Origin of the sequence: Brucella sp. RRSP16 (genome assembly GCF_052246815.1) — a bacterium.
Classification (GTDB): domain Bacteria; phylum Pseudomonadota; class Alphaproteobacteria; order Rhizobiales; family Rhizobiaceae; genus Brucella; species Brucella intermedia.
Map to the genome: position 1 here is coordinate 65515 of NZ_JBQQAM010000008.1, position 21341 is coordinate 86855.

The window sequence follows — 21341 nt, forward strand, 5'->3', positions numbered from 1 at the left end:
TTCTTGGTTTCGGCACTTTTCCCATGATAAACGAAGCGCATCCGATACTAGTGGATTGAATTTGACGTTTGATATCCGTCCGATATTAATCCCGTTTCAAACGTCAAATTCGAAAATCCACTAGATTCATAAAGTTACCGGTGGTCTTTTTGACCAGCCCTGCGATTTCATGTTCCAGGGCCTCCATTCTCGGGAATAGCCTCATGACCGATCGCCAGTCCAAATATCTGCCCGCCAATATCAGCCAGCATGTCGATGACGTCACCGGCAGCAGACGCCTGCGCCGCATGCGCAAGGCCGACTGGTCGCGCAGGCTCGTGCAGGAAACCCGTTTGACGGTCGATGATCTTATCCTGCCGTTCTTCCTGACCTATGGCACCGGCGTTGCCGAGCCTGTCGAAGCCATGCCCGGCGTCGAGCGCTATTCGGTCGACATGGCAGTGCGCATGGCGGAGAAAGCCGCCAAGCTCGGCATCCCCGCCATTGCCCCCTTCCCGCGCGAGAAGCTGGAAGTGAAGACCGAGGACGGCGCTTTCGTCGCAAGCCCCGACAATCTGATCAATCGCGCCGTGCGCGCAATCAAGAAGGAAGTGCCGGAAATCGGCATCATCACCGATGCGGCGCTCGACCCGTTCACCACGCATGGCCATGACGGCATCCTGCGCAACGGCGAAATCATCAACGACGAATCCGTCGCCATGGTGGTTCGGGGCGCGCTTTCGCAAGCCGAAGCAGGTGCCGATATCATCGCACCTTCCGACATGATGGACGGCCGCGTCGGCGCCGTGCGTAAGGCGCTGGACGAACACGGCTTCTGCCACATTCCAATCATGTCCTATGCAACCAAGTTCGCTTCCGCCTTTTACGGGCCATATCGCGATGCCATCGGCACACAGGGCCTGCTGAAAGGCGACAAGAAGACCTATTATCTCGATCCGGCCAATCCGGAAGAAGCCGTGCGCGAAGCCGAGCAGGACATTGCCGAAGGCGCGGACATGCTGATGGTCAAGCCGGGCCTGCCCTATCTCGACATCATCCATCGCCTGAAGAGTGAATTCCGCCTTCCCACCTATGCCTATCAGGTGTCGGGCGAGTATGCGATGATCAAGGCCGCCGGGATCAATGGCTGGATCGACGAAGAAAAGGTGATGATGGAAAGCCTGCTCGCCTTCAAGCGCGCCGGCTGTGACGGAATTCTCACCTATTTCGCAATCGAAGCAGCTGAAAAGCTTAAACAGCAAGGCTGACCGGCAAGGCACGCTTTCGGGAAATCATCACATTTCCTTGAATCCGCCGGTTTTGGTTCCCATGTTGATGACTGTTCCGCCGAGGTGGCTGGGCAGCGCCGGTTGTCACATCCCCTGGGCGCTTCTTTTGAAACGACTGGAAGGAAAAATGTCCGACCATATCCTGCACGGCGAAGTCATGGGCCCGCGTTATGAAAGCCGCGCATTTTTTGAAGGCGTGCGCACGCGCCGCATTATGGCTTTTCTCATCGATTACCTGATTGTTTTCCTGCTCTGCATCCCGGCAGCAATCGTCATCGCGATCCTGGGCATAATCACGTTCAGCCTCGGCTGGATGCTCTACGGCATTATGTTCCCGATGGTGGCGCTGTTTTATGTCGCGCGGACCCTGGGCGGGCCGCAGCAGGCCACCAAGGGCATGCAGATGATGAATATCAAGCTCGTCCGGCTTGAAGGCGGCACGGTCGATCCCATGCTCGCAATCGTCCATACGGTCCTTTTCTGGGGTCTGAATGTCGTCCTGACGCCGCTGATCCTGCTTGCAACGCTGGTTCTCGACCGCAAGCGCACTGTGCACGATCTTCTGCTCGGCACGGCTGTCATTCGTTCTGATCGATAAACGACAGAGCATTTCCTGATTTTCATGAAACACCGGAAATGCTCTGCTTTTTATCGCGCATCCTGACCCGAAAACCGGGTCCCACTTTTCGGGGTGCGCTTCAGATCAAAAAAATTCAGAGCCGGCTGCGCAAAATGCCTATTGACGTTTTGTGCGGTCGGCTCAATCCTTACAAAAAGTATCGTGATGGTTTCGGTATTGCCATTTCGTGGATATTGAATGACCCATCAACCGCAACAGTCTCCGCAGTTCTTTCTGACAGCTCCGTCTCCCTGCCCGTATCTCGAAGGCCAGATGGAGCGAAAAGTCTTTACGCATCTGGTCGGCGACAAGGCGAACGAAATCAACGATCTCCTGACGCAGGGCGGTTTCCGCCGATCCCAGAACATAGCCTATCGTCCGGCCTGCGAATTGTGCCGGGCCTGCATATCCGTTCGCATCCTTGCCGGAGAGTTCAAGATGACGCGTAACATGCGGCGCGTCTGGACGCAGAACAACGATCTGATCGGACGCGTGCACAAGGCCCAGCCCAGCACCGAGCAATATGCGCTTTTCCGCGATTATCTCGATGCGCGCCATCGCTCGGGCGGCATGTCGGACATGACGGTTCTCGATTATGCGATGATGATCGAGGATACGCATGTGAACACGCAGATCATCGAATATCGCAAGCGCGGCCCGGAAAGCTTCATCAGCGCCAAGGGCGATGGAGAGCTGGTCGCGGTAGCACTTACCGACGTGATGGCCGACGGGCTGTCGATGGTGTATTCGTTCTTCTCACCGCATATGCATGAGCGGTCGCTTGGCACCTATATGATCCTCGATCATATCCAGCGCGCGCATGCTGCCGGTCTGCCGCATGTCTATCTCGGCTATTGGGTCGAGGGATCGCGCAAGATGCAGTATAAAATCCGCTTCACACCGCAGGAGCATCTGGGCCCCCGCGGCTGGCAGAGGTTTGAAGGGTAAAAGCCCCTCACAAATCCAGTATAGAGTGCCTTTTTTGAATCTCCGAAGCCAATGCCTCCAGAACATCTGGTGCGGTTCCGGGATAATCCATTATGCTAAAATTCCCATCTCGCGCTGAACCAGAAAAGAAATAAAGCTCATAATGGTCATCATGAACCTCAACTTCTATTTTTCCGTCCTTCCATAATAGGCGTACAGTCGGCCAATATCCTCTGCTTGCTGCTTCGGGTGGGAAGCCAGCAGCGCGGGTGGCAGTAATAAGGCTGGCAGCGTGTTTGAGAGCAGCTTCGGTCGGGCGCTCGTCCTCCTGCCAAAAGCACCTGATGCCGCTCCAAATATTATCCATCCGATCAGCCTAAGCCTGCGAACCCATCCTCACAACGCCCAATTCAGAATTTACCCGAACGCGGGAAGCCCTTCGGCACCAGACGGCCCGCAGAGGCGCGCGCGCCGATCCATTCCACAAGCTCTTCCTTGCTGCGATTGAAGGTGCGCTCTGCCGAATCCTGCCAGGAAAGCCCGTCGGCAATTGCAAAGGTGCGGACGTCGGATACACCGCCATCCTTGTATTTTTGCAGGCGCACGCCCTTGCCGCGGGTCATTTCCGGAATGTCGGAAAGCGGGAAGACCACCATCTTGCGGTTCTCGCCCACCACTGCGATATGATCGCCGGAAACACGCTGGCAAAGCTTCGCCTCGTCCGGCGCCTTCACGTTCATCACCTGCTTGCCCTTGCGGGTATTGGCCACAGCCTCGCTTTCGGGAACGATAAAACCGTTACCCTCGTGGCTGACGAGAAGCAGTTTCGCCGCCGGATCGTGCACGAAGGCTGTCAGAATGTCCTGATCGTTTTCCATATCGACAAGGATGCGGATCGGCTCGCCATGGCCGCGACCGCCCGGAAGCGTGTTCGCGCCGATGGTGAAGAACTTGCCGCCTGTCGTGAAGAACAGGAGCTTGTCGGTCGTCTCGGCATGGAAAGCGAGCTTGAGCTTGTCGCCCTCCTTGAAGGCGAGCGTCGAGAAATCGGCCAGATGCCCCTTCATCGCGCGCAGCCAGCCCTTTTCGGATACAACGATCGTGACCGGCTCGCGCTCGATCATTGCCTGATGGATATCTTCCAGATCGTGGGTTGGCGCGTTGGCGAAGGTCGTGCGGCGCGCACCAAGTTCGGTCTTCGGGCCGAACTTTTCGCGTACCGACTTGATTTCGGCGCTGATCTTCTTCCATTGGCGCGTGCCGGAAGCGAGCAGTCCTTCAAGGTCCGTCTTCTCAACCGTGAGTTCATCGAACTCCTTGCGGATTTCGAATTCCTCAAGCTTGCGCAACGAACGCAGGCGCATGTTGAGGATCGACTCGGCCTGAACGTCGGTCAGCTCGAAGGTGCGCATCAGGTCCTGTTTCGGCTCGTCCTCCTCGCGGATGATGCGGATCACCTCATCAAGGTTGAGATAGGCGATCAGCAGGCCGCCGAGAATTTCCAGGCGCCGTTCTATTTCCGCCAGACGGAATTGCGAACGGCGAACGAGCACTTCCTTGCGATGGTCGAGCCACTCGCGCAGGACAGCGCCCAGCGACAGGACATTCGGCACCTTGCCGTGCGACAGCACGTTCATGTTGAGCGAAACGCGGCTTTCAAGCTCGGTCAGCTTGAACAGCGATTCCATCAACAGCTCGGGATCGACCGTCCGGTTCTTCGGCTCCAGAACGATGCGAATGTCTTCCGCCGACTCGTCGCGAACATCATCGAGCAATGGCAACTTCTTTGCCAGAAGCAGTTCGGCGATCTTTTCGATGAGGCGCGACTTCTGCACCTGATAGGGAATTTCGGTGATGACGATCACCCAGGTGCCGCGATTGCCCTCTTCCTTTTCCCAACGTGCGCGGACACGAAACGCGCCGCGGCCCGTGCGATAGGCATCAAGGATATTGCCGTGCTCTTCGACAAGAATGCCGCCGGTCGGGAAATCCGGGCCTCGCACCTTGCATTTCAGCAGAGCAGCCGGATCGGTTTCGGCTTCGCGCTTCAGTTCTTCCCATTGTTCCGGGGAGGTAACGAGCTCCTCCACCGGCGCTTCGGGATGATTGATCAGATAGAGCGCGGACGAGCAAAGCTCCGCCACATTGTGCGGCGGAATGTTGGTCGCCATGCCGACCGCGATCCCGGCGGAGCCGTTGGCCAGCAGGTTCGGGAAAGCGCCGGGAAGGACGATGGGTTCCTCGTCTTCCTCATTATAGGTCGGACGGAAATCGATGGCGTTTTCGTTGATGCCTTCGAGCAGCAGCGTCGCGACTTCCGTCATACGCGCTTCCGTGTAACGCATGGCGGCAGCATTATCGCCGTCGATATTGCCGAAATTGCCCTGCCCGTCCACGAGCGGATAACGCACCGCGAAATCCTGCGCCAGACGCACCAGCGCATCGTAGATCGACGCATCGCCATGCGGATGGAACTTACCCATCACGTCGCCGACGATACGGGCGCATTTCGCATAGGCCTGATCGGGATTGAGGCGCAGCAGGCGCATGGCATGCATGATGCGGCGATGCACGGGCTTCAGGCCGTCGCGCACGTCCGGCAGCGCGCGATGCATGATCGTCGACAGCGCATAAGCGAGGTAACGTTCCTCGAGAGCCGATTTGAGATCGACCCGCTCGATGTGTTCTTCGCCGTCGTCCGGCGGAATCAGACTTTTTCCCATGTCTCTTCGTACCAACTGCGCGATTCGCCAGCAAGAGTTCAGGAGAACCAATCCAGTACATTAGTGTGCAATAGTCGCAATCCTGCCGCCATTTGCGTCCTATAGAGCTATCAGGGTGAATTTCCCCCGCTGCAATCGCAGGCTGAGGAAATCATGTTGTTATTGCGAGTGATTTCCGCCTATGAATGCCGCGCTACATCAGAGCGCCGATCCGATTGAATCAGATCGGCGCTCTGATCCTTTGTTTTGACGCGCATCTCATCCGAAAGCCGTTTCACGCTTTTCGGGATGCGCTCTAAAGATCAGGCAGGAGCTTCGAATGCAGGTTTTCGTCAATATCAGGCCAGCGGCACGTGTTCTGGCTGCCGGAACAGCGCTTTCGCTGGTATTCGGCAGTGCTGCCATGGCCGCAGACGCCAATGCAGTCGCCGAGCGCATCAAGGCGCTCTACGCCAAACAGGGTGGCGAACTGAGCTTCGCCAATGTCCAGGCGAGCGGCTCCGACATCGTGCTTCAAGGCACCAAGATCAAGCTGCCGACCATCGGCGAAAAGGAAACCGCCATCGGTGACGTGACGCTGCAGAACGTTCAGGATGCACCGGACGGCGGCTACAGCATCGAGCAGGTCACCGTGCCCGACCTGGCGCTTGCCGGTGAGACCGACAAGAACGACAAGGCCGAAATGAAGGGCCTTGCCCTGCAGAACGTGCACATTCCGTCGGAAAAGGCCAAGGGCCCGCTCGACAGCGTCGTCATGTATGACAAGCTGAAGGTCGATGAAATCCTGTTCGGCACGCCGGGCAAAGACGGCGCCACGGTGAAGGGCTTCGACCTGTCGCTCGACACCACCAACAAGGCCGAGAAGATCGGCTATGTCTGGACCATCGCCAATATCGACGCGACATTTGAAAAGGGCGGCAAGAACCCGCTGGCGCCGCTCGACATGAACACGTTCAACGGCTCGCTGACCTCGAAGGGCAGCTGGTCGCCGGCTTCCGGCGACACGTCGCTGGACCAGTTGGAGCTTGAGGCGAAGGAACTCGGCAAGATCAACATCACCGGCAGCCTCGGCGGGTATGATCTGGCATTCCTCGAAGCCGTCCAGAAGACGCAGGAAAACATGAGCAAGGCCGATGCGGACAAGGACGCCGCCGGTCTCGCCATTCTTGGTCTGGCGGAACAGCTCAACCTCAAGAACCTGTCGATCCGCTTCGATAACGATACCCTGACCCAGAAGGTCCTGGATTATTATGCGAAGCAGCAGGGCGCGGACGGCAAGCAGCTCGGCGAGCAGATGAAGATGATGGTTCCGCTGATGGCGACACAGCTCAAGAACCCGGAATTCGCCCAGCAGCTCAAGGTCGCGGCCGACAAGTATTTCACCGATCCGAAGTCGCTGACCATCAGCGCATCGCCGGATCAGCCGGTGACCTTCGCGTCCATCGTTGCGACCGCATCGCTGGATCCGACCAAGATCATCCAGCTTCTGAAAATCAGCGTCGACGCCAACAACTAGAGCATTTCCAGCAATAGCGCGAAGCGGTTTTGCGCTGAATAATGCGGCAAAACAAATACTTGGAGCGATTCCGACCATCCCGTTTCAATCGGAAGCGCCCCAGAATGAAAAAAGCCCGGTGCATTTCCACCGGGCTTTTTCTCTCAGCTGATAAAAAACCCGGCTCAAGGCCGGGTTTTTTCTTTCTGTAATACCGCTTAGCTCTTCTGTACCGGAGCCAGACGGATATGGAGGTCGCGCAGTTGCGCGGGCGTCACATCCGAAGGCGCGTTCATCAGGAGGTCGAGCGCCTGCTGATTCATCGGGAACAGCGAGATTTCGCGCAGGTTCTTCGCGCCGACCAGAAGCATGATGACGCGGTCGATGCCAGCGGCCATGCCGCCATGCGGAGGCGCACCGTACTGGAATGCGCGATAGAGACCGCCGAAGCGCTCTTCCACGTCCTGCTGGCTGAGGCCGACCTTCTCGAATGCCTTGACCATGACGTCAGGCAGCTGGTTACGGATCGAGCCGGAAGCAATTTCAAAGCCGTTGCAGACGAGATCGTACTGGTAAGCCTTGATCGCCAGCGGGTCCTGGTTTTCCAGCGCGTCCATACCGCCCTGCGGCATGGAGAACGGGTTGTGCGCGAAGTCGAGCTTCTTGTTGTCCTCGTCCCATTCGTAGAACGGGAAGTCGATGATCCATGCCAGTTCGAAACGGTCACGATCGACGAGGTTCAGTTCTTCACCGGCGCGCGTGCGGGCGTCGCCCGCGAACTTGTAGAACTTGGACGGCAGGCCAGCCACGAAGAAGCAGGCGTCGCCATCGCCGAGGCCGAGCTGGTTGCGCAGCGCTTCGGTGCGTTCTTCGCCGATGTTCTTGGCAATCGGGCCGGCGCCTTCAAGCTTGTCGCCTTCCTTGCGCCAGAAGATATAGCCGAGGCCCGGCTGGCCCTCACCCTGCGCCCAGGAATTCATGCGGTCGCAGAATGCGCGGCTTCCGCCGGTCTTGGCCGGGATTGCCCAGACTTCGACCTTCGGGTCGTTGGCGATCATGTTGGCGAAGACCTTGAAGCCCGAACCTGCAAAATGTTCGGTCACGGCCTGCATTTCAATCGGGTTGCGCAGGTCCGGCTTGTCCGAACCATAGGTTCGGATCGCATCGTCATAGGCAATGCGGCGGAATTTCTGCGTCACCGGCTTGCCTTCGGCAAACTCTTCGAAGATGCCGCGCATGACGGGTTCCATCGTTTCCCAGACTTCTTCCTGGGTCACGAAGCTCATTTCGAGGTCGAGCTGGTAGAACTCGCCCGGCAGGCGGTCGGCACGCGGGTCTTCGTCGCGGAAGCACGGCGCAATCTGGAAGTAGCGGTCGAAACCGGCAACCATCAGAAGCTGCTTGTACTGCTGCGGCGCCTGCGGCAGCGCGTAGAACTTGCCCGGATGAATACGGCTCGGCACAAGGAAGTCGCGCGCTCCTTCCGGCGAGGAAGCCGTCAGGATCGGCGTGGTGAACTCGTTGAAACCGATCTCGGTCATGCGGCGGCGCATCGCGGCAATGATCTTCGTGCGGCTCATGATGTTCTTGTGCAGCGTTTCACGGCGCAGGTCGAGGAAGCGGTACTTCAGGCGAATGTCTTCCGGATAGTCCGGTTCGCCGAAGACTGGCAGCGGCAGTTCCTTGGCAGCCGCCAGCACTTCGATTTCCGTTGCGAAGATTTCGACTTCGCCGGTCGGCAGGTTGGCGTTGACCGCATCGTCTGCGCGGGCCTTCACTTCACCATCGACACGGATAACCCATTCGCCGCGAACGGTTTCGGCAACCTTGAAGGCGGGCGAATCGGGATCGGCCACGATCTGTGTAATGCCGTAATGATCGCGAAGATCGATGAAGAGAATGCCGCCATGGTCACGGACGCGGTGAACCCAGCCGGAAAGGCGAACGTTGGAACCAACGTCCGTCTTGCGAAGGGCTGCGCAGGTATGGCTGCGGTAACGGTGCATGATTTCTGCCTTTTGGTAAGATAAATCAGTGCAGGCAAAGCGCTGCAAATTCTGGCGGAAAAGCGCATTTTGACCAGGTTTTGTCAAGTCTGCACTCTCTGCAAGCGTCGAGGTTCGGGCGCCTTGACGCAAAGTATCGACAAAAAACACTATTTGCACTTGTTATACGGCGCGTTTTGCGCATTCTTTCGCGACAAGCGGCCGCGCTTTCTCTAAAAGGTAACCATGCATCTTATTACGACGACAGAGGCCCTCGAAGAGGCCGTATCCGCCCTTGCCAAATCCGATTTCGTCACAGTCGATACGGAGTTCATCCGCGAAACGACGTTCTGGCCGGAATTGTGCCTTATCCAGATGGCCTCGCCCGACCACACGGCGCTTGTGGACGCTCTCGCGCCGGGACTGGACCTCGCGCCCTTCTTCCGCCTGATGGCCGACGAAAAGGTGGTCAAGGTTTTCCATGCCGCGCGGCAGGACATCGAAATCGTCTTCCACCTCGGCGACCTGATCCCCTCTCCCGTCTTCGACAGTCAGGTGGCAGCAATGGTCTGCGGGTTTGGCGACGCCATTTCCTACGACCAGCTCGTTCAGAAGGTTACGGGCAAGCACATCGACAAATCATCGCGGTTTACCGACTGGCGACGCCGCCCCCTTTCCGAGAAGCAGCTCGACTATGCGCTGGCGGACGTGACCTATCTGCGCGACATCTATCTCTATCTGAAGCAGGAACTTGAGAAAGAGGGACGCAGCGAGTGGGTGAACGAGGAAATGGCGGTGCTCACTTCCCGCGAAACCTACGACCTTCATCCCGACGACGCATGGCGGCGGGTGAAGGCGCGCGTTCGCAAGCCCATCGAGCAGGCAATCGTGCAGGCCGTTGCCGCCTGGCGCGAGCGCGAAGCCCGCGAACGCAATGTGCCGCGCGGACGCATCATCAAGGACGACACGATTGCCGAAATCGCCCAACAGCAGCCGCGCGACGCGGAAGCGCTTGGACGTCTTCGTTCCATCCCCAAGGGCTGGGAGCGTTCCGCGCAGGCTGCCGGTCTGGTCGCTGCGATCCAGTCGGCGCTTGAAATCCCCAAGGAAGACCTGCCGAAATTGCCAAAGCAGTCGCACTCGCCGGAAGGCAGCGCGGCGGCAGCCGATATCCTCAAGGTCCTGCTCAAGCTTGTGACAGAGGAACACGGCGTCGCGGCAAAGATCGTGGCGAGTTCCGACGACATCGACAAGATCGCAGCGGAAGGCGACAATGCAAACGTGCCTGCCCTGCATGGCTGGCGCCGCGAGGTTTTCGGTCAGAAAGCGCTCGATCTCATCGACGGCAAGATCGGCATCAAGTTCGAGAACCGGCGGATAAGGGCGGTGGAGTTAGGGCAATAAGAGTAAGGGAGTAAGGGAGTAAGGGAAGAAGATTGCTTATTCCCGGTCAAGGCCAAGATTTTACTTGCCCCGAACTTCACCTGATCGCACCCTATTCCCCTATTCCCCTATTCCCCTATTCCCCTAACTTATTCCCTTGTCCCCTCAATCGCGCCGTCGCCGACTGCGAAATAGATGTTCTTGCCCGTCAGTTTCGCCAGTTGCTGCAACCGGCCTTCGGGGCGGTCCGAAATCAGATCGGCGAGATCGCCGGGAACGACCAGCGCAATCCCGTTTTCTTCCTCGCGCCAGAAAAGACGCGGGATGACGCCCGGCATCGAAGCCGACAGAAGGTAGACCACGCGCAGAAGCGCCCCGAGCAGTTTGGCCCGTTCGCGCAGACGCGGTGTGGCGAGCTGCATGATCTCCGGTGCGATTTCGTCCTCGATCAGCCCTTCGTGACGATAGTAATTGGCAAGCGCCATGAAGGAACGTCCCGCATGGTCGATGCCCCCGAACGAACCGTGGGCGATGATGTTCAGCGCCTGCGAGCCGCGATAATCGGGATGCGCGCGCCAGCTTATGTCCGCCACGAGGCAGGCGGCCTGCCTGTAGCGCGCCTCGTCGTCGGTTTCGTCAAAACCGAGTAACGGCAGGGACAATGTCGTCCACGTCGCCAGCTCACGGGCATGGCGCGGAGAGCGCGAGCGCAGAATGGAAAACTCTTCCGCCGAGGCCAGCAGCGGATCGAGAAGCTGCTCATTCTTGGGCAAGAGCGAATAAAGATAGCCTTCGCGCACGCCGAGCGCCGAGAAAACGATCTTGGAAGGCTTCATCAGGCGGATCGTCTCAAGCAGCACCGTCGCGCCGTAGGACAAGAGCTGGCGGCGGTTCTTCGAAACTGCCTCGATGCCGCGCATCGTGTCGAGATTGCCCTTGGCGACGCGCTTCAGGAAGCTTTGCGCCTCCACCGGGTTCATCTCGTAACCGTGCATGACGTGCAGCGGATAATTCTTCGCCGTCATATGCAGCTTGGCAAGGTTACGCCACGTGCCGCCCACGGCATAGAAAACCTGCCCCTGATGGGCTTTCAGAAGCGTCGCCTTCGCCAGTTCCGCGCGCGCAATCTTCGTCGCCTCGGGCAGTTTCTCGTTGGACATATCCTGCAAGCGCAGGCCGCCGAGCGGCAAGGTGATCCCCTCGCCCACCTCGTGGTCATCCACGGCGACCAGTTCAAGGCTGCCGCCGCCAAGATCGCCCGTCACGCCCTTCGGCTTGTAGAAGCCGGAAATGATGCCGAGCGCCGAATAATAGGCTTCTTCCTTGCCGGACAACACCTCGATGTGCCGACCGAGAATGGCTTCCGCCTGGGCGATGAAGTCGGGGCCGTTCTTTGCTTCACGCGCGGCAGCAGTCGCCAGCGCATGAATGGAAACCGCGCCCGCCTGTTCGGCCAAGGCGCGAAAACGTTTCAGCGCGCGAAGGGCCGCCTCAACGGATTTCTCGTTGAGCTTGCCGGTCTTTGCGAGGCCTTTGCCAAGGCCGCAGAGAATCTTTTCGTTGAAAAGCACCGTCGGCGAACGGACGATGCCTTCATAAATGACGACACGGATCGAGTTCGAGCCAATGTCGATGACCGCAACGGGTTTCAGCCCCTTGAGGCGGCCTTGTGCTACAGCTGGACTCATGCAGTCGTTTTTCTTTCCGCCTGCGCACGCTTGCGATGCGCGATAAGGCGGGGGGCCGAAGACTTCAGCGACTTTCCGCGACCCGACAGGCTAGGATTGGTCATGAAATATTCCTGCGCGTTGAAAGCTTCCTCTCCTGCCTCTTTTTCTATCCGGCGAGAGGTGCCGTCCGCAAGTAGCTGATAGCTCTGTTGGTTATCAATTATGTTGGCAAACATGATTTGCGACAGGATTTGCTGATGCACTGTGGCATTTGTGATCGGAACGAGGGTCTCCACGCGGCGATCAAGATTGCGCGGCATCATGTCGGCGGAACCGATATAGACGATTGCCTTGTCGGAGGGCAGGTCGTTGCCGTTTCCGAAGCAGAAAATGCGGCTATGCTCCAGAAAACGGCCGACAATCGACTTGGCGCGGATATTGTCCGAAAGCCCCGGAACTCCGGGACGCAGGCAGCAGATGCCGCGCACGACGAGATCGATCTGCACGCCAGCCTGGCTCGCCATGTAGAGCGCATCAATTATCTGTGGATCGACCAGCGCATTCATCTTCATCCAGATCGCAGCCGGACGTCCGGCCTTCGCATGTGCCACCTCATCCTCGATGTGCTTGAGGATTCGGGCGCGCAGCGTGAAGGGTGAAATCGCGATCTTCATTTCCTCGGCAGGCTGGGCATAGCCGGTAATGAAATTGAAGATATGCGCCACATCGCGCGCAATATCCGCATCCGAGGTGAAGAACGAAAGGTCGGTATAGATGCGCGCCGTGATCGGATGATAATTGCCGGTGCCCAGATGCACATAGGAGCGCAGCTTCTGGTCTTCGCGGCGCACCACGAGCGACATTTTGGCGTGTGTTTTCAACTCGATGAAGCCGAACACCACCTGAACGCCCGCGCGTTCCAGATCGCGGGCCCAGCGAATATTGGCTTCCTCATCGAAACGGGCTTTCAGCTCGACCAGCGCCGTCACCGACTTGCCTGCCTCGGCTGCATCGACCAGCGCGCGCACGATCGGGCTGTCGTTGGAAGTGCGGTAAAGCGTCTGCTTGATGGCCAGCACGTCCGGGTCGGCTGCGGCTTGCCGCAGGAACTGCACCACCACGTCGAAGGATTCGTAGGGGTGATGGACCACGATGTCCTTTTCGCGAATCGCAGCGAAGCAATCGCCGCCATGTTCGCGAATGCGCTCGGGAAAACGCGGATTGTAGGACACGAATTTCAGGTCTTCACGCGGGATCGAAACGATCTCCGAAATCATGTTCAACGCCAGCAGGCCTTCGTGCACGCTGATCCGGTTTTCCGAAACGCCCAGTTCCGTCGCCACGAATATGCGCAGCGCTTCGGGCATTTCGCCGTCGAACTCGATGCGGATCACCTGGCCGCGGCGGCGGCGCTTCAACGCCGTTTCGAAGAGACGAACCAGATCCTCGGCCTCTTCTTCCACTTCGATATCGCTGTCGCGGATGATGCGGAACGTACCGGCGCCACGCACTTCATAACCGGGGAAAAGCCGCCCGATGAACAGGCTCACCGCATCCTCGATGGTGATGAAGCGATAGTCGTTGGTCTGCTCGGTCGGCAGCTGGATAAAGCGCTTCAGCGCGACCGGAATGCGCAGGAGCGCGGTCATCGGATGATTGTCGGCGCGGCGCGCAAGCTGCAACGCGATGGAGAAGCCGAGATTCGGAATGAACGGGAACGGATGCGCAGGATCGATGGAGAGCGGCGTCAGGACCGGGAAAATCGTTTCGAGGAAGTGGTTTTCAAGCCATTCCTTTTCCGGCCTGGAAAGCGCGGAGGGGCGGACGATCTCGATGCTTTCCTGTTCCAGTTCCTCGCGTAGCGCGCGCAGTCGTCCCTGCTGTTCTTCCTGCAGCCGCCCCACTTCGTCCAGAACGAAATCGAGCTGTTCCTGCGGCGTGCGCCCATCGGCACTGCGCAGCGCCACGCCAGCGCGCACCTGTGCGGCAAGTCCGGCGATGCGAACCATGAAGAACTCATCGAGATTGGCGGCGGAGATGGACAGGAAGCGCAGGCGTTCGAGCAGAGGCTGGCGCATGTTGGCGGCTTCTTCGAGAACGCGGCGGTTGAACTGCAACCAGGAAAACTCGCGGTTCACGAAGCGGTCGGCGCTCTGCATCAGTTCGCCGTTCAAAGCTTTGTGAACCTCGGGGTCCGCTTCCATATCGGGAACGACGGTTGGGTTGGGGGCCAGTCCGGCTGTCATCTCGTGGTTCCCGCCTTCGGTCACGCTGGGGGTTTCGCTCGCCATAACGCTGTTTTCGCTCATGTTTCCTGTCCCGACCGCCACCGGAACATTCCGGCTCCGTCTGTCTGTTTCTCCGCGCATCCTGATCGAAAATTGCTTCGCACTTTTCCGGATGCTCGATAAGCCTATGGCTGTCATATGACAGTTTGATAGCAAATAGCTTGAAATGTCCTCAGAATTGATGAAAACGCTTCCGGAAACAAGACTTTCGCGGTACACGCATGCCAATGTCCAGCATGATCCTGTCCGGCACCCGGCGCAAGACCATGCCCATACCGCCCATCGACCAGAACCGGAGCATGTTATGTCCGATCACATCATTCCTCACTTTCAGAACGACGCCGGCCATGCTGCCATCGAAATCGGCGTGAAGGAATTCATGTGCGTCGGTGCCAACCCGCCTTTCGATCATCCGCATGTGTTTCTCGACATGGGCGATGAAAGCGAAGCCGTTTGCCCGTATTGCTCGACGCTCTATCGCTACAATGCAAAGCTCCATGCCGACGAAACCGTTCCGGCTGGCTGCGCCTACGAAGCACCTGCCGATAAGGCAGCCTGATCACGGCTGTTGATCCGGGCTGAACTCCGGATGGTCTCACCGACATGAGCAAAGGGCGCATATTGATTGCCGGGGCCGGAGTTGCCGGCCTGTCGGCAGCGCTGGAACTGGCAGCGCGCGGCTGGAACGTCCGGCTCGTCGAAAAGGCAGAGACGCTTTCGGAAGTCGGTGCTGGCTTGCAACTTGCCCCCAATGCAATGCGCCATCTGCAACGGCTCGGCGTGGCCGATCGTCTCTCCACCCGGGCCGTCACGCCGGAAGCGCTCTACCTCATGGACGGGCGCAAGGCGCGTCCCCTGATGGAAATGAAGCTCGGCGACAAGGCCCGCCAGCGCTGGCATCATCCCTACGCCGTGTGCCATCGCGCCGACCTGCAATCGGCACTGCTCGACGCCTGCCGCGAACAGCCGGGCATCGAGATCAGCCTCGGCGCTGAAATCACAAATCATCACGTCGAGAACGGGGCCGTTGCGGCCACCGTCCGCCATGGCAATTCCGAAGAGCCTGCCGACGCTGCCTATCTGATCGCCTGCGACGGCGTCTGGTCGGCTGAACGATCCAAGGCAGGTTTCAGCAAGGCGCGGTTCAGCGGGCATATTGCGTGGCGTACGACGCTCGCCGCCAGCGCCCTGCCCGCTTCCTTCCTCAACGCCACGCCGGAACGCAAAGCCGTCTCCGCCTGGCTCGGCAACAAGGCGCATTTCATCGCCTATCCGGTCAAGGGCGGCAGTTTCTTCAATTTCGTCGCCATCACGACCGGTGAGAACCCCGGTGAAGTCTGGTCCAGAACCGGCGACCCCGCGCGTCTGCGCTCCATCTATGCCGATTGGGGCGCGCCCGTTCGCGACGTGCTGGCGGCTGCCGATGAGTGGACCTACTGGCCGCTTTTTGAAATGCCGGATGCTCAATTCGTCGGGCCGGACCGGACGATTTTTCTCGGCGACGCATCGCATGCGGTCACGCCTTTTGCGGCGCAGGGCGCTGCCATGGCGATCGAGGATGCGGCCGCGCTGGCGCAGGCGCTGGACGGCAGCGACCGCGAATCCGGGCTGAGGCGCTTCGATGCGGTCCGCAAGGAGCGGATCTCTGTTGTCGCCAAACGGGGCCAGCTCAACAGGTTTGCCTATCACGCCACCGGTATTTTTGCGCTTGGCCGCAACATGCTCTTCGCCCTGCGCAGCCCGGACAGCTTCCTCAAGGATCTGGACTGGCTTTATGGCTATGACGCTATTGCGGCCTTGCAGGATCAGGGCAGGTCCTGACCCTAGGCCGCGTCGCGTGCGGCTTCCAGCGCCCCAACATCGATCTTGACCATCTTCATCATGGCATCGGCGACGCGCTGGCGCACGTCCGGCGGACCGTCCTGCAGAATATCCAGCAGCATGTCCGGCACGATCTGCCATAAAAGGCCGTATTTGTCGGTCAGCCAGCTGCATTCCATCGGCGAACCGCCTTCCAGCAGCTTTTCCCAGAACGCATCCACCTCCGCCTGATCCCTGCATCGCACGATCAGCGAACTTGCCGGTGAAAACTTGAACTGAGGTCCGCCGTTCAGGCCACATATTTTTTGCCCGTCGAGCGTAAAGTTCACCACGACCGGCTGGTTCTCGTTTTGCTGATGGCCATGCCTGAAACGGATGGCCCCGTCGATCGAAGCCGGTCTTCCGCACGCGCGGAAGACCGAAACATAGTGGTTGGCGGCTTCTTCAGCATTTCCGTCGAACCAGAGACAAATCGTCAAACCTGACATTTTCTCCTCCATTGTCCGGGGTAGTCATTCTCCCGAATGCTAGCCCATGACCTTTTTGGCTTCTTCCATGTCCATCCACATGATCTCCCAGATATGGCCGTCGAGATCCTCGAAGCTGCGTCCGTACATGAAGCCGTAATCCTGCTTCGGGCCGGGGTCGGCCTTTCCGCCAGCGTTCACCGCCTTCTCCACCGTCGCATCCACTTCGGCCTTGCTTTCCGCCGACAGACAGACCAGCACCTCGCTAACCGTGTTGGCATCGGCGATCTTCTTCGGCGTGAACTGGCTGAACTTGTCGTGATCGAGGATCATCACGTGGATCGTATCCGAAAAGACCATGCCGGAAGCCGTTTCGTCCGAGAACATGGGGTTCCGGGTGGCGCCGATGGCTTCGTAGAAGCTTGTCGACTTCGCGACATTCTTCACAGGCAGGTTCACGAAAATCATTTTCGGCATGGGATTTCCTCCGTTGGTGGGCCGGCGGCCCGCTCCTGTTTTTTCGATTATCTATCGCCTGCCCGGTTCCCCGGCGATAACAAGGTCGAGCCTTCCGGCGCAGAACTCACGCAATTGGCATCGGAAGAACTCAAAGTTCGCTTGTACATAATGGCATATAAGTTATAATTAGCAACCATGAAGTTAGAAAAAATAACCAACTCGCAAAAACCATCGGCGAAGCGCAGCTATGACGATGCTTGTGCGGCGGCCCATGCCCTTGATTTGATTGGGGAACGCTGGTCGCTTCTGGTGATGCGCGAATTGATGTTCGGCCCCAAACGCTTCAGTGATTTGCGGGCTGACCTGCCGGGCGTGAGCGCCAATGTCCTCACGCAACGCCTTGAAGGGCTGGAAGAAGCAGGCATTCTTTGCAAGAAAAAACTGCCCCCTCCCGCCTCGGTCCAGGTCTATGAGTTGACCGAGTGGGGTTATGAGAGCGAACCTATTCTCCAGACACTGGGCCGATGGGCGGCGCGCTCGCCGAAACATGATCCCAACCTGCCGATTTCGACCGTTTCCTTCCTGCTTTCGCTGCGGACCATGATCGATCATGACAGGGCTGCGGGCCTGCGGGCGGTGATCGGCCTTTGTCTGGAGGGGGAAGACTTCACGGCTCATCTTGACGATTCCGGGGTTCGGATCGAACGCGGCGCGGCGCAGGAATATGACCTGCATTTCGAAAGTTCGCCGCGTATGCTGGCCGCTGCGATCTATGGCGGGCAACCTCTCTCGGCGCTGGAAAGCGCCAATGTTCTCAAGGTCATGGGCGACCGCGCGCTTGCAGAAAAATTCGTGACGCTGTTCCCCCTTCCCGACAAGGCCCCACTGCCTGAATAAGATATGCAACTTTTTGGTTGCTTATTTCGCCCCTACCCCTATATTGGCAACCATGAAGTTGCCAATTACGGAGGATGCAATCATGACCGTTGAAAGCAATACCGACCGCATTGTGAAGACTGTGGACATCCGCGCGGGGATTGACCGCGTATGGCGCGCCCTCACCGACCATGAAGAATTCGGGAGCTGGTTCCAGGTCAAGCTCGACGGCCCGTTCATCGTCGGCACCAGGTCGACCGGACACATCACCTATCCGGGTTTCGAGCATGAACCGTGGGAATCCTTCATCAAGGAAATGAAGGCTCCGTCCTATTTTGCCTTCACATGGCATCCTTACGCGGTGGACCACAGCATTGACTATTCCAAGGAGCCGCCGACCCTGGTGGAGTTCAGGCTGGAACCGATCGAGGCGGGAACGCGGCTGACGGTGATCGAAAGCGGTTTCGATGCCCTGCCCGCAGAACGCCGGCCGCTGGCGCTGCGGATGAACGAAGGCGGCTGGGAGGAACAGGTCGGCAACATCAAGAGACACGCCGAAAATGGACGATAGGCCAGAAATGACCGGCACGGACATGTCCATGGTTTTCGCAGCGCTTGCCGATCCAACCCGGCTGGCGCTCATCGAGACCCTGAGCGACGGCGAAAGCCGCTCGATCGTGGTTCTGTCGCAGAATGGCAGCATCACCCGGCAGGCCGTCACCAAGCACCTGTCCGTGCTGGAGCAGGCAAATCTGGTCGAACGCGAAAAGGTCGGCCGGGAAAGCCGGTTTCGGCTGCATCCCGCCCCGCTTGTCGACGCCCGCGCCTATCTCGCGAGCGTTTCCAGCCAGTGGGACGGTGCACTCCAGCGCCTGCGCCGGTTTGTCGAAGATTAGGGTTGCCTGAACAGAAGCGACGAAGTGCCCTTCACGAAGCCAAGCTTCTCGTAGAAGGGCACAAGCCGATCCGGGCAGTAAAGCTCGAAGCTTTTCACGCGCTTCAGCTTTTCATGGTGGAGTATGCGCTCCACAAGGGCCTGTCCGAGGCCCTGCCCGCGATAATCTTCGGCCACAATGACATCGAAGATCATCGCCTTGAAGGTGAAATCGCTCAGCACGCGCGCAAAACCCGCAATACGGTCATTGCCATCAGACAGAACAACAGCAGGTCGCAATGGGCCAGCATATGGGTGACGTCTTCCAAGCTGCGCTCCCTGGTCCCATTCGTTGCAATAGAATGTGTGGAACTCCTGATAGCGCTCGGCTGGAAGCTCTTCGATCCATTGAATATTCGTCACAATGCCCCCTGCTGTTCTCGTAAAAACACCCGCCGGCGGACCGGCGGGTGTTTTAATTTCGAGCGATGAGCCTGATCAGTGCAGGATCTGGCTGAGGAACAGCTTGGTGCGTTCGTGCTGCGGATTGTCGAAGAACTCGTCCGGCGAGTTCTGCTCGACGATCTGGCCCTGATCCATGAAGATCACGCGGTTGGCGACCTGACGGGCAAAGCCCATTTCGTGCGTCACGCAGATCATGGTCATGCCTTCGGCGGCAAGGCTCACCATCGTATCCAGCACTTCCTTGACCATTTCCGGGTCGAGAGCCGATGTCGGCTCGTCGAACAGCATGACTTTCGGGTTCATGCACAGTGCGCGCGCAATGGCGACGCGCTGCTGCTGGCCGCCGGAAAGCTGGCCCGGATATTTGTTGGCCTGTTCGGGAATCTTCACACGGGCCAGATAATGCATGGCGATTTCTTCCGCCTGCTTCTTCGGCATCTTGCGCACCCAGATCGGCGCCAGCGTGCAGTTTTCCAGAATCGTCAGGTGCGGGAAGAGGTTGAAGTGCTGGAACACCATGCCTACTTCGCGGCGCACTTCGTCGATCTTCTTCAGGTCATTGGTCAGCTCGATGTTGTCGACGACGATCTTGCCCTTCTGGTGTTCTTCCAGACGGTTGATGCAGCGGATCATGGTCGACTTGCCCGAGCCCGACGGGCCGGCCACAACGATGCGCTCGCCGCGCATGACCTTCAGATTGATGTCGCGCAGAACGTGGAACTCCCCGTACCACTTGTGCATGTTGGTGATTTCGATGGCGACATCGGTTTTGGAAACCTGCATCTTTGAACGGTCAACTTCCACTCCGAGCTCGGATTGCGGGAGGGCGCTTTGTGCACTCATTTCCATTATTCCCTTTATTCTTATCGTTTATGACCCGTATCGAGGCGTCGTTCCATGAATATAGAGTATCGCGACATTGCGAAACAGAAAATCCAGAAAACGAAGCCCGCAAAGATCAGACCAGTAGCAGGCGTCTGTGGAGAAGCCCAGTTAGCGTCGGCGAAGTTCTGACGGACGATGCCCAACAGGTCGAACATGCCGATGATGTAGACAAGGCTCGTATCCTTGAAGAGACCGATGAAGGTGTTGACGATTCCCGGAATGACCAGCTTCAGCGCCTGCGGCAGGATGATCAGTCCCGTTTTCTGCCAGTAGCTGAGGCCAAGCGCATCCGCGCCTTCATACTGCCCGCGCGGAATGGCCTGGAGGCCGCCGCGCACCACTTCCGCCATATAGGCCGAAGCGAAAAGCGCCACGCCGATCAAGGCACGCAGCAACTTGTCGAAAGTCACGCCCGGCGGCAGGAACAGGGGCAGCATGACGCTGGCCATGAATAGCACCGTCACCAGCGGAACGCCGCGCACCATTTCGATGAAGATGATCGAGAACGCCCTGATGACCGGCAGCTTTGAACGCCGTCCGAGCGCCAGCACGATCCCCAGCGGCAGCGACACGGCGATGCCGACAAAGGACAGGACAAGCGTGACCAGCAGCCCGCCCCACAGCGGCGTTTCCACATAGGGAAGGCCGAACCAGCCGCCGACCAGCAGGAAGAAGGCGACAATCGGAAAGACGAAGAAGAACAGGATCGCGTTGAGCCCCTTCTTCGGCGCCTTCGGAATCAGGAGCGGCACCAGAAGAACGGCGAAGATCAGCGCCGTCAGGTTGACGCGCCAGCGCTCCGAAATCGGATAGCGGCCATAGAGAAACTGCTCGTATTTCGCATTCACGAAAGCCCAGCATGCGCCCGACCAGCCTTCCGGCTGTGCGCCGCCCTGCGCGACGGTGAGGCAGGCGGTGCGATCCGCACCGGTCCACACGGCCTTGACGAACAGCCATTCGATGATCGGCGGAAGAAACCAGGCCACGACCAGCAGGCCGAGAATGGTCAGCGCCGCATCGACGGGCGTTGCGAACAGGTTGACGCGCAGCCAGTGGGAAAGCCCCTGCACCGAGCGCGGTGGCGCTTCGCCATCCACCATCTGCGTGCGTACATATTGGAGATCTGCGTTTTCCAT

At 58.7% G+C, this 21341-nt stretch carries 20 protein-coding genes; 10 read left to right on the forward strand and 10 right to left on the reverse strand.

What is annotated here, in order from left to right; genetic code table 11:
• Positions 1-203 precede the first annotated feature (203 nt).
• From hemB to ACS5UA_RS14005, 3 genes are all read left to right on the forward strand, one after another.
• A complete protein-coding gene (hemB, locus tag ACS5UA_RS13995) occupies positions 204-1247 on the forward strand; it encodes a porphobilinogen synthase (RefSeq protein ID WP_151658642.1) in 1044 nt (347 codons plus the stop codon).
• A 148-nt stretch (positions 1248-1395) separates the two neighbouring features.
• Entirely contained in the window at positions 1396-1866 is a 471-nt protein-coding gene (locus ACS5UA_RS14000) for an RDD family protein (protein WP_151658641.1), read from the forward strand.
• A gap of 219 nt (positions 1867-2085) precedes the next feature.
• Positions 2086-2835 carry an arginyltransferase gene (locus ACS5UA_RS14005; RefSeq protein ID WP_031347222.1) on the forward strand — a complete coding sequence of 250 codons (750 nt, stop codon included), beginning with the start codon at positions 2086-2088 and terminating at the stop codon, positions 2833-2835.
• A gap of 7 nt (positions 2836-2842) precedes the next feature.
• On the opposite strand, the gene ACS5UA_RS14010 is transcribed toward ACS5UA_RS14005, so the two are convergent.
• On the reverse strand, positions 2843-3181 hold the full coding sequence (locus tag ACS5UA_RS14010; protein WP_006472774.1) for a hypothetical protein: 339 nt from the start codon (positions 3179-3181) through the stop codon (positions 2843-2845).
• A gap of 43 nt (positions 3182-3224) precedes the next feature.
• Complete coding sequence (locus tag ACS5UA_RS14015; RefSeq protein WP_077684206.1) at positions 3225-5537, reverse strand: DNA topoisomerase IV subunit A; 2313 nt, start codon at positions 5535-5537, stop codon at positions 3225-3227.
• 319 nt (positions 5538-5856) lie between these two features.
• Between ACS5UA_RS14015 and ACS5UA_RS14020 the strand changes: the two genes are divergently transcribed.
• A complete protein-coding gene (locus ACS5UA_RS14020) occupies positions 5857-7053 on the forward strand; it encodes a hypothetical protein (protein WP_006472404.1) in 1197 nt (398 codons plus the stop codon).
• A 197-nt stretch (positions 7054-7250) separates the two neighbouring features.
• On the opposite strand, the gene aspS is transcribed toward ACS5UA_RS14020, so the two are convergent.
• Positions 7251-9038 carry an aspartate--tRNA ligase gene (aspS, locus tag ACS5UA_RS14025; RefSeq protein WP_006472405.1) on the reverse strand — a complete coding sequence of 596 codons (1788 nt, stop codon included), beginning with the start codon at positions 9036-9038 and terminating at the stop codon, positions 7251-7253.
• 225 nt (positions 9039-9263) lie between these two features.
• On the opposite strand from aspS, the gene rnd reads away from it, so the two are divergent.
• Positions 9264-10421 (forward strand): ribonuclease D, encoded by a 1158-nt coding sequence (gene rnd / locus ACS5UA_RS14030; protein ID WP_006472406.1) that lies wholly within the window; start codon positions 9264-9266, stop codon positions 10419-10421.
• Positions 10422-10549: 128 nt separating this feature from the next.
• Here rnd and ppx read toward each other — a convergent pair whose 3' ends face one another.
• The gene (ppx, locus tag ACS5UA_RS14035; RefSeq protein ID WP_006472407.1) at positions 10550-12088 is read right to left on the reverse strand and encodes an exopolyphosphatase; all 1539 of its coding nucleotides are present in this window, start codon (positions 12086-12088) and stop codon (positions 10550-10552) included.
• Entirely contained in the window at positions 12085-14316 is a 2232-nt protein-coding gene (locus tag ACS5UA_RS14040; RefSeq protein WP_077684302.1) for an RNA degradosome polyphosphate kinase, read from the reverse strand. The genes ppx and ACS5UA_RS14040 overlap by 4 nt, the downstream gene beginning before the upstream one ends.
• A gap of 346 nt (positions 14317-14662) precedes the next feature.
• Here ACS5UA_RS14040 and ACS5UA_RS14045 point away from each other — a divergent pair, with 346 nt between their 5' ends.
• Together ACS5UA_RS14045 and ACS5UA_RS14050 are read left to right on the forward strand one after the other, a co-directional pair.
• Positions 14663-14917 (forward strand): zinc-finger domain-containing protein, encoded by a 255-nt coding sequence (locus ACS5UA_RS14045; RefSeq protein ID WP_006472410.1) that lies wholly within the window; start codon positions 14663-14665, stop codon positions 14915-14917.
• A gap of 44 nt (positions 14918-14961) precedes the next feature.
• Complete coding sequence (locus ACS5UA_RS14050) at positions 14962-16179, forward strand: FAD-binding protein (protein ID WP_006472411.1); 1218 nt, start codon at positions 14962-14964, stop codon at positions 16177-16179.
• Between the two features lie 2 nt (positions 16180-16181).
• Here ACS5UA_RS14050 and ACS5UA_RS14055 read toward each other — a convergent pair whose 3' ends face one another.
• Together ACS5UA_RS14055 and ACS5UA_RS14060 are read right to left on the reverse strand one after the other, a co-directional pair.
• Positions 16182-16667: a VOC family protein gene (locus ACS5UA_RS14055; protein ID WP_443101409.1), complete on the reverse strand. Its 486-nt coding sequence runs from the start codon at positions 16665-16667 to the stop codon at positions 16182-16184.
• A gap of 39 nt (positions 16668-16706) precedes the next feature.
• Entirely contained in the window at positions 16707-17123 is a 417-nt protein-coding gene (locus tag ACS5UA_RS14060) for a VOC family protein (RefSeq protein WP_006472413.1), read from the reverse strand.
• 177 nt (positions 17124-17300) lie between these two features.
• Here ACS5UA_RS14060 and ACS5UA_RS14065 point away from each other — a divergent pair, with 177 nt between their 5' ends.
• From ACS5UA_RS14065 to ACS5UA_RS14075, 3 genes are all read left to right on the forward strand, one after another.
• Entirely contained in the window at positions 17301-18002 is a 702-nt protein-coding gene (locus ACS5UA_RS14065; protein ID WP_443101410.1) for a winged helix-turn-helix transcriptional regulator, read from the forward strand.
• Positions 18003-18084: 82 nt separating this feature from the next.
• Complete coding sequence (locus tag ACS5UA_RS14070; protein WP_039852923.1) at positions 18085-18552, forward strand: SRPBCC family protein; 468 nt, start codon at positions 18085-18087, stop codon at positions 18550-18552.
• 7 nt (positions 18553-18559) lie between these two features.
• Entirely contained in the window at positions 18560-18877 is a 318-nt protein-coding gene (locus tag ACS5UA_RS14075) for an ArsR/SmtB family transcription factor (protein ID WP_006466463.1), read from the forward strand.
• Here the strand turns inward: ACS5UA_RS14075 and ACS5UA_RS14080 are convergent.
• The 3 genes from ACS5UA_RS14080 to ACS5UA_RS14090 form a co-directional block, all read right to left on the reverse strand.
• Positions 18874-19278, reverse strand: a complete 405-nt coding sequence (locus tag ACS5UA_RS14080) for a GNAT family N-acetyltransferase (protein WP_235691656.1) — start codon at positions 19276-19278, stop codon at positions 18874-18876. The two genes, ACS5UA_RS14075 and ACS5UA_RS14080, sit on opposite strands and share 4 nt — an antisense overlap.
• A gap of 75 nt (positions 19279-19353) precedes the next feature.
• The gene (locus ACS5UA_RS14085; RefSeq protein ID WP_021587807.1) at positions 19354-20163 is read right to left on the reverse strand and encodes an amino acid ABC transporter ATP-binding protein; all 810 of its coding nucleotides are present in this window, start codon (positions 20161-20163) and stop codon (positions 19354-19356) included.
• Positions 20164-20183: 20 nt separating this feature from the next.
• Entirely contained in the window at positions 20184-21341 is a 1158-nt protein-coding gene (locus tag ACS5UA_RS14090; protein WP_039852490.1) for an amino acid ABC transporter permease, read from the reverse strand.

Excerpts from the sequence above, each read along its gene's own strand:
- ACS5UA_RS14065 (WP_443101410.1), top strand. The coding sequence starts at position 17,301 with ATGAAGTTAGAAAAAATAACCAACTCGCAAAAACCATCGGCGAAGCGC.
- ACS5UA_RS14040 (WP_077684302.1), bottom strand. The coding sequence starts at position 14,316 with ATGACAGCCGGACTGGCCCCCAACCCAACCGTCGTTCCCGATATGGAA.
- ACS5UA_RS14000 (WP_151658641.1), top strand. The coding sequence starts at position 1,396 with ATGTCCGACCATATCCTGCACGGCGAAGTCATGGGCCCGCGTTATGAA.
- ppx (WP_006472407.1), bottom strand. The coding sequence starts at position 12,088 with ATGAGTCCAGCTGTAGCACAAGGCCGCCTCAAGGGGCTGAAACCCGTT.
- rnd (WP_006472406.1), top strand. The coding sequence starts at position 9,264 with ATGCATCTTATTACGACGACAGAGGCCCTCGAAGAGGCCGTATCCGCC.
- ACS5UA_RS14070 (WP_039852923.1), top strand. The coding sequence starts at position 18,085 with ATGACCGTTGAAAGCAATACCGACCGCATTGTGAAGACTGTGGACATC.
- ACS5UA_RS14015 (WP_077684206.1), bottom strand. The coding sequence starts at position 5,537 with ATGGGAAAAAGTCTGATTCCGCCGGACGACGGCGAAGAACACATCGAG.
- ACS5UA_RS14005 (WP_031347222.1), top strand. The coding sequence starts at position 2,086 with ATGACCCATCAACCGCAACAGTCTCCGCAGTTCTTTCTGACAGCTCCG.
- ACS5UA_RS14085 (WP_021587807.1), bottom strand. The coding sequence starts at position 20,163 with ATGAGTGCACAAAGCGCCCTCCCGCAATCCGAGCTCGGAGTGGAAGTT.
- ACS5UA_RS14050 (WP_006472411.1), top strand. The coding sequence starts at position 14,962 with ATGAGCAAAGGGCGCATATTGATTGCCGGGGCCGGAGTTGCCGGCCTG.
- ACS5UA_RS14075 (WP_006466463.1), top strand. The coding sequence starts at position 18,560 with ATGACCGGCACGGACATGTCCATGGTTTTCGCAGCGCTTGCCGATCCA.
- ACS5UA_RS14010 (WP_006472774.1), bottom strand. The coding sequence starts at position 3,181 with ATGGATAATATTTGGAGCGGCATCAGGTGCTTTTGGCAGGAGGACGAG.
- ACS5UA_RS14060 (WP_006472413.1), bottom strand. The coding sequence starts at position 17,123 with ATGCCGAAAATGATTTTCGTGAACCTGCCTGTGAAGAATGTCGCGAAG.
- ACS5UA_RS14020 (WP_006472404.1), top strand. The coding sequence starts at position 5,857 with ATGCAGGTTTTCGTCAATATCAGGCCAGCGGCACGTGTTCTGGCTGCC.
- ACS5UA_RS14090 (WP_039852490.1), bottom strand. The coding sequence starts at position 21,341 with ATGGAAAACGCAGATCTCCAATATGTACGCACGCAGATGGTGGATGGC.
- ACS5UA_RS14055 (WP_443101409.1), bottom strand. The coding sequence starts at position 16,667 with ATGTCAGGTTTGACGATTTGTCTCTGGTTCGACGGAAATGCTGAAGAA.
- ACS5UA_RS14045 (WP_006472410.1), top strand. The coding sequence starts at position 14,663 with ATGTCCGATCACATCATTCCTCACTTTCAGAACGACGCCGGCCATGCT.
- aspS (WP_006472405.1), bottom strand. The coding sequence starts at position 9,038 with ATGCACCGTTACCGCAGCCATACCTGCGCAGCCCTTCGCAAGACGGAC.
- hemB (WP_151658642.1), top strand. The coding sequence starts at position 204 with ATGACCGATCGCCAGTCCAAATATCTGCCCGCCAATATCAGCCAGCAT.